6 protein-coding genes and 1 tRNA gene are annotated in these 6,283 nt (G+C 60.8%); 4 read left to right on the top strand and 3 right to left on the bottom strand.

The genetic code is table 11. The features are described 5' to 3' along the window. Positions 1-994, bottom strand: a 994-nt coding sequence (locus OXU43_06565; GenBank protein ID MDD9824815.1) for a hypothetical protein, incomplete at its 3' end; no start/stop codon positions are given. A gap of 378 nt (positions 995-1,372) precedes the next feature. After that, positions 1,373-1,768: a hypothetical protein gene (locus tag OXU43_06560; protein ID MDD9824814.1), complete on the bottom strand. Its 396-nt coding sequence runs from the start codon at positions 1,766-1,768 to the stop codon at positions 1,373-1,375. A 178-nt stretch (positions 1,769-1,946) separates the two neighbouring features. On the opposite strand from OXU43_06560, the gene OXU43_06555 reads away from it, so the two are divergent. The 4 genes from OXU43_06555 (at position 1,947) to OXU43_06540 (ending at position 5,212) form a co-directional block, all read left to right on the top strand. After that, positions 1,947-2,031: transfer RNA gene (locus OXU43_06555), tRNA-Leu, on the top strand. A 21-nt stretch (positions 2,032-2,052) separates the two neighbouring features. Then, positions 2,053-3,186, top strand: coding sequence for a GDP-mannose 4,6-dehydratase (gmd, locus tag OXU43_06550; GenBank protein MDD9824813.1), 1,134 nt, complete (start codon positions 2,053-2,055; stop codon positions 3,184-3,186). Positions 3,187-3,201: 15 nt separating this feature from the next. Next, entirely contained in the window at positions 3,202-4,158 is a 957-nt protein-coding gene (locus OXU43_06545; GenBank protein MDD9824812.1) for a GDP-L-fucose synthase, read from the top strand. A gap of 52 nt (positions 4,159-4,210) precedes the next feature. Then, the gene (locus OXU43_06540) at positions 4,211-5,212 is read left to right on the top strand and encodes a hypothetical protein (protein MDD9824811.1); all 1,002 of its coding nucleotides are present in this window, start codon (positions 4,211-4,213) and stop codon (positions 5,210-5,212) included. 124 nt (positions 5,213-5,336) lie between these two features. Here the strand turns inward: OXU43_06540 and OXU43_06535 are convergent, their stop codons facing one another. Next, positions 5,337-6,080, bottom strand: a complete 744-nt coding sequence (locus OXU43_06535; GenBank protein MDD9824810.1) for a glycosyltransferase — start codon at positions 6,078-6,080, stop codon at positions 5,337-5,339. Positions 6,081-6,283 lie beyond the last annotated feature (203 nt).

The following is a 6,283-nucleotide window of genomic DNA, read 5'->3' as shown; positions in this document are numbered from 1 at the left end:
TGCTGCCCCTGCCGTCCAGCATCACCTGCGGCGTGGTGGCTTCGTTCACCGTCTGGTCCGGCCCGGCCTCTGCCACCGGCGGCTGGTTGGGCGCAGTGGTGACGCTGATGGTGAAGGTGTCCGTGTCCGTCAACCCCTGCTCATCACTCGCCGTCACAGTGTATTCCAGCGTGTAGTCCTGGCTCCATGTCGGAACGGTGAAGCTTCGGCTCTGGTGGGAATCGTCTCCGTCAGTGCCGTCGGCCTTGAAAGTCACCCGCCAGGGCAAGGTGAATGCGGGGCCGGTGCCCGAAGTCAAAGTCACAAGAGAAACCACGAGGCCATTGTCCGGATCGCTAACCGTGGCGGAGAAAGCCGCGTCGGGAACCACCGCGCCCTCGACATAGCTCGCATCCGCCAGTCCGGTAATCGTCGGCGGCTCCACATCGTTGATGGTGACGGCGACGTAGTAGCATATGTTGCTGCTGTTAAGGGTATTAAAGACAGTGTGTGAGTTGGCGAAGTAAAGCGTGGTGGGCCTATCCACATCCGGCGCAGTGAAGGACGGGGCGCCTAGCGAGCCGGCCATTTCGGAGGCAAGGGTTATGTCGGGTGGGCTGCTGCCCGAGAGCGCAACATAGCCGGGATCGGAGGAGGAAAGCCTGTTTGCAGAGTCCCTGCAGACGTCTCCGTCCGCGGCCTCGAAAGCCGCGGGGGTGATCTGAAACCAAAACCTTCCGAATGGCTGAGTGCCGGTGATGCGGCCTGCGGCATATGTGACGGTCGCAGACGGCAGCGTCACTGTGGCAGCGGTGAGCATCCCGTCCACGCCGAGCGTCCCTTCGGCCGCGGACACGGTCTGGCCGGAAGGGGGGTTGAAGGTCTGCGCCAGCGCCCCCATCGGCCACGCCGCCGCCAGCCCCGCCGCCAGCGCCAGTCCCCAAACCGCGCGCCGCCGCGCGCGGCCCGCAACCTTGCCCGCGGCCGCGGGCAGCATATCTCTTTCGCTACTCATGATGTTCCCAGACTCCGTTTTGTTCGACCCCATTGCTCAATCTCCTCCCGGTACGCGGCCCGTTTTCCCGCTCATGCGGCATTCGGCGTATTGTACTCCAGAGAGGCCAGCGCCGGAACCGCAACTCTCCAAAGCCGATTTTTTCTTTGCAAAGCAAGTATATAGGAAAACAACGCGGAGGGGCACTCGGCTCCCATAGGGGAAACCGCCGCCTATGCGCCCGTCTTCATCCGCTGGCCGGCATTTCGGCCCGCGCGGCGACAATTGCCGGCGGTTCTTCGGGCCCGCGTTCTTCGCCGCGCGGCAATTAGCGCAATTGGCCAGCACCTGCGCCAGCGGCTCCGGGCCCGCCCCCGCCGGCGCCCGGCGCGGGGGGTTTTATTTTTTGACTACGGTTTTTCTGAGCCGGCTGAAATTGCGCAGCATTTCCGCGAGGGCCTGGAGGACGACTTCCGGGTCCTGCCGATGTGCCCCGTACTCCATCCGATCCCAGACGACCGCGTAGCTTTTTTGCCGTTCCCCTTTTACTTTGAAGTATATGGGCCGCTGCAGCTTGAGCGTAAGGATGTAGGTTTCCCGGTGGATAGACAGGTGAATTTGCAGTTCTTCCCCAAATTTTGCGGTTTCTTCGATGCCGTGTTGCCTGAGAATTTCCCTGGTTTTTTCCTTGAGCTGCAAACCGGCAAGCGCAAAAGATTGGTTTTGCGCGTCTTTGCTGACGGGTACGATGGCAATGCGAATCCGGTCAGGGTTCTCCGTGGCGAGTCCGCTCACGAATTGCGCGTTGGCGTGGTTCGCGGCGAGAAGAAGCAGCGGGACAAAAAATTTTTTCATAACCGCGGGCGCGTTGGCAATGGGTTTTTTTATGCGCGCTCCGAAGCCATGGTAGCCGAAACGCCGTGCCGGCGCATCTCGACAAGCGGCCCGGAGTCCGGCATCCTTCGGGATTGCAGCCGATGTGGTGGAATTGGTAGACACGCTGTCTTGAGGGGGCAGTGGCGCAAGCCGTGCCGGTTCGAGTCCGGCCATCGGCACCACCGAACGCGGGAGACTATTTTGTGTCGCAAAAAGTCGCGCTGATCACTGGCATCACCGGCCAGGACGGTTCCTTTCTGACAGAACTGCTAATCGAGAAGGGCTATATCGTGCACGGCATCAAGCGCCGCAGCTCGCTGTTCAATACCCAACGCATCGATCACCTGTATCAGGACCGCCACATCGAGCATGCGAATCTTGTCTTACACTACGGCGACCTGACGGATTCTTCCAACCTTATCCGCATCGTGAAAGAGTGCCAGCCGGACGAGATGTACAACCTGGGCGCGCAGAGTCATGTGGCGGTGAGTTTCGAGATGCCGGAATACACGGCGGATGTGGACGCCCTGGGGGCGCTGCGCTTGCTGGAGGCCATTCGCTTCCTGGGGCTGGAGCGAAAAACCCGGTATTACCAGGCCTCTACTTCCGAGCTGTACGGCCTGGTACAGGAATCCCGGCAAAAGGAGAGCACGCCTTTTTATCCGCGCTCGCCCTACGGCGTGGCCAAATTGTACGCTCACTGGATCACCGTCAATTACCGGGAGGCTTACGGCATATTTGCCTGCAACGGCATCCTGTTCAATCATGAATCCAGCCGCCGCGGCGAGACTTTCGTCACCCGAAAGGTGACGCAGGCACTGGCGAATATATCCCAGGGCTTGCAGCCGTGCCTGTACATCGGCAACCTTGACGCGCGGCGGGACTGGGGACACGCCAAAGATTACGTGGAAATGCAGTGGCTGATGCTGCAACAAGACGAGCCCAGGGACTACGTCATCGCAACGGGCAGGCAAATCAGCATACGCGAGTTTATTGACATGACGGCGCAGTTGCTGGGCGTTACCCTGCGCTGGAAAGGCAAGGGCGCCGCCGAGGTCGGCGTGGTGGACAGCGTCGGCAAAGGCAAACTCAAGCCGGAGCAGCTCATGATCGGCCGGGGAGACCAGATCGTTCGGGTGGACCCAAACTATTACCGGCCCGCGGAAGTGGACTCCCTGCTCGGCGATCCGTCCCGGGCGCACCGGGAACTGGGCTGGCAACCGACAACGACGCTTGAGGAAATGGTCGAGGAGATGCTCCGCCACGACTTGGACCAGGCGCGGCGCCTGGCGCTGCTCAAGTCCAGCGGCTTTACCGTTACGTTGCCAAAGGAATAAATAGAGAAATAAATCATGACGTCCGTATTCGTTGCCGGTCACAAGGGCATGGTCGGTTCGGCCGTCGCGCGGCGGCTGCGGGCCGATGGCGTACCCGTTATCACCGCTGACAGAAAGGGAGTTGAGCTAAGGGATCAGAAAGCCGTTGCCGGGTTTTTCGCCGCCGCAAAACCCGAAACGGTGGTGGTCGCCGCGGCCAAGGTCGGCGGCATTCATGCGAACCACGCCTACCCGGCGGAATTCATCTACGACAACCTGGCAATTGCCGGCAACCTCATTCATGCCGCGTGGCAGGCCGGGTGCGCGCGGCTGCTCTTTCTGGGCAGCAGCTGCGTCTATCCCAAGTTTGCCGGGCAACCCATAAAAGAGGAGGCCCTGCTAACCGGCGCGCTCGAGCCCACCAACGAACCCTACGCGCTTGCGAAGATTGCCGGGATCAAGCTCTGCGAATCCTACAACCGCCAGTACGGCGCCGATTTCCGCTCGCTGATGCCGACGAATCTCTACGGCATTGGCGACAACTTCCACCTGGAAAACAGCCATGTGGCGCCCGCGCTCATGCACAAGATGCATCTGGCCAAAGAAACCGGAGCCGCCGAAGTGGCGATCTGGGGCTCCGGCAACGCCCGGCGGGAATTCCTGCATGTGGACGACCTTGCGGACGCCTGCGTTCATATCCTGAATCTCGATAAATCCGCGCTCGGCAACGTCACCGAACCCATGCGCTCGCACCTCAACGTGGGTACCGGAACCGATGTGACGATCAGGGAGTTGGCGGAAACCATCGCGGCCATTGTCGGTTACCGCGGCAAACTGCGCTACGACGCCAGCAAGCCGGACGGCGCGCCAAGGAGATTGCTGGACGTCTCCAGGATCGATGCGTTGGGCTGGCGGGCGCAAATCTCCCTGCAGGACGGGCTGCGCTCCACCTACGAGTGGTTTTTGGCGAATCGGGATTCGATTCGAGCGTAGGCGCCGCTCCGAAACGCCGGCAACCGGGATATCCGAAGTAGAACCAGTGCCAATGAATCGGCCGAATAAAAAATGCCTGGTGCTGACCACGGTCAACAAGCCGACCGAGGCGATACGCAAGTTTCTCAAGACCGGCTACGACGTAATCGTGGTCGGCGACCGCAAGACGCCCGGCGATTATCGCTCCCTCGATTGCGAGTTCCTCGATATAGACGCCCAGCGCAAGCAGTATCCGAAAATCAGCCGGCTGCTGCCCATGGACAGTTACTCGCGCAAAAACATAGGCTACTTGCACGCCATGCGAAACGGCTACGACGTCATCGCGGAAAGCGACGACGACAACATTCCATACGACGGCTGGGGAAGGCTGGACCATGCTTTTTCGCACACGGTAGTGGCGCCGAAATATCCAAACCTTTACTCGCTGTTCACCGACGAACCGATCTGGCCGCGGGGCTTTCCGCTGGAAAAAATCCGCGCCGGAGAAAAAATTGTCATCGAGGACACGCCCCCTGGCCCCCCCCCTGGAGAAAACGGCAAGCCGTTCGTCATCCAAAGTCTGGTGGACGGCGACCCTGACGTGGATGCCATCCACCGGCTGGTATTCGGGACCAGGGAAGAATTCCGATTCGGCCAGGGCGCCTACCTGCTGAACCGGGGCGTGCTGTCTCCCTTCAACACCCAGAATACGTTTTGGATTGACCGGCGGGCCTTTCCGTTCCTGTATCTCCCGGCGACGGTGAGCTTCCGTTCCTGCGACATCCTCAAGTCATTCGTCGCGCAGAACGGCATCTGGCAACGCGGCGGACGGCTTGCCTTCGTCGCCGCGTCCGCGCGCCAGCAACGCAACCCGCACGACCTGGCCGCCGACTTCCAATCGGAACTGCCGATATACCTGGGCTTCGACAAGACGATGCAGGCGCTGAGCAGCGCCAGGCTTCGCGGCAACGACGACGATCTGCGCGTCATGTACCGCGCGCTTTACGAGAGCGAGGTGGTGCAAGAACAAGAGTTACGCATTGTTGACGAGTGGCTGGAGGCAACGACCCGCTGAGACGCCCAGCGAAATTGCCCTCGGCGACGAACGCCGCCGCGCGCTTGCTATGCGGGATTGTGGACACGGTGGACAGGGGGGCGCGGGAATGGCGGGATAAGAGGGCCGCGCTTGACGTTGCGCGTTAACGCCCCCCCTTCCGTCTTGTCTTGTACAGGCGCCAGAGTTGCCGTAAAGCTTCCATTACCGCCTCTTTTTTCACCCGGTGGCTGGGGTTTAAATAGCGGATCGGCACCTCGGCATAATCGAAACGGTGCGCGTGGAAGCGAATTTCCGTCTGAAAAAACGGCCCTCGGGAATGAATGCCCGCCGCCAAAATCTCTTGCAGGGTGTCGCGGGTAAAGCACTGGAAGCCGCCGGTCATATCCGTTAATTTCGTTCCCAACAGCAGATTCGCCAACACAGTGCCGCCTTTGCTGAGCAGCCGCCGTTTCACGGCGCTCCTTTCAAAGTATCCGCCGCCGGCAAAACGGGAACCGAACACGCAATCCCTGCCGGCGGCCATTTGCTCGAGAAAGCCGGCGATATCCCGAGGCTGATGACTAAAGCCGGCGTCTATCTCCAGGATCCAGTCGCAATCCGCCAGGATGGCTTCGCGATAGCCGCGCCGGTAAGCATCGGCAACCGAGCGATTCTCCGGCGCCCACACCAATCTTACCGGCCCCTGTGCCGCGTCCAGCGCGCGCGCGATGGCCAGCGTGTTGTCCGTACTCGCATGATCCAGGATAACGAAGAATTGCAGCCTCGCAAAATGAAAGCTGCCGCATACCGCCAATACTTCCTCGATAAACGCCTCGATCGTTTGTTCTTCGTTGGCGACAGGACAGACAATGCCCAATCGCTTGTCAGCGTACCGTTGCCGTTCCATCCCTGTCTCCATGCCCGCCGCGGGCCGCTAGCCCGGACACCGCGCGAGCGCCCCCGAGTGTAGGTTCGCGCCGGATTTTACCCTCACCCCAACCCTCTCCCGGAGGGAGAGGGGGAAGAGGCTCCCCCTCCTGCTTCCCTCTCCCTTTGGTGTACAGACCGGATACATAGTTTACACCTGTGCGGGGACATCGTTTACACATG

The sequence above is a fragment of the Gammaproteobacteria bacterium genome (genome assembly GCA_028817255.1).
In the GTDB taxonomy this organism is placed as follows: domain Bacteria; phylum Pseudomonadota; class Gammaproteobacteria; order Porifericomitales; family Porifericomitaceae; genus Porifericomes; species Porifericomes azotivorans.
This window is presented reverse-complemented; position numbering and strand designations above follow the sequence as displayed.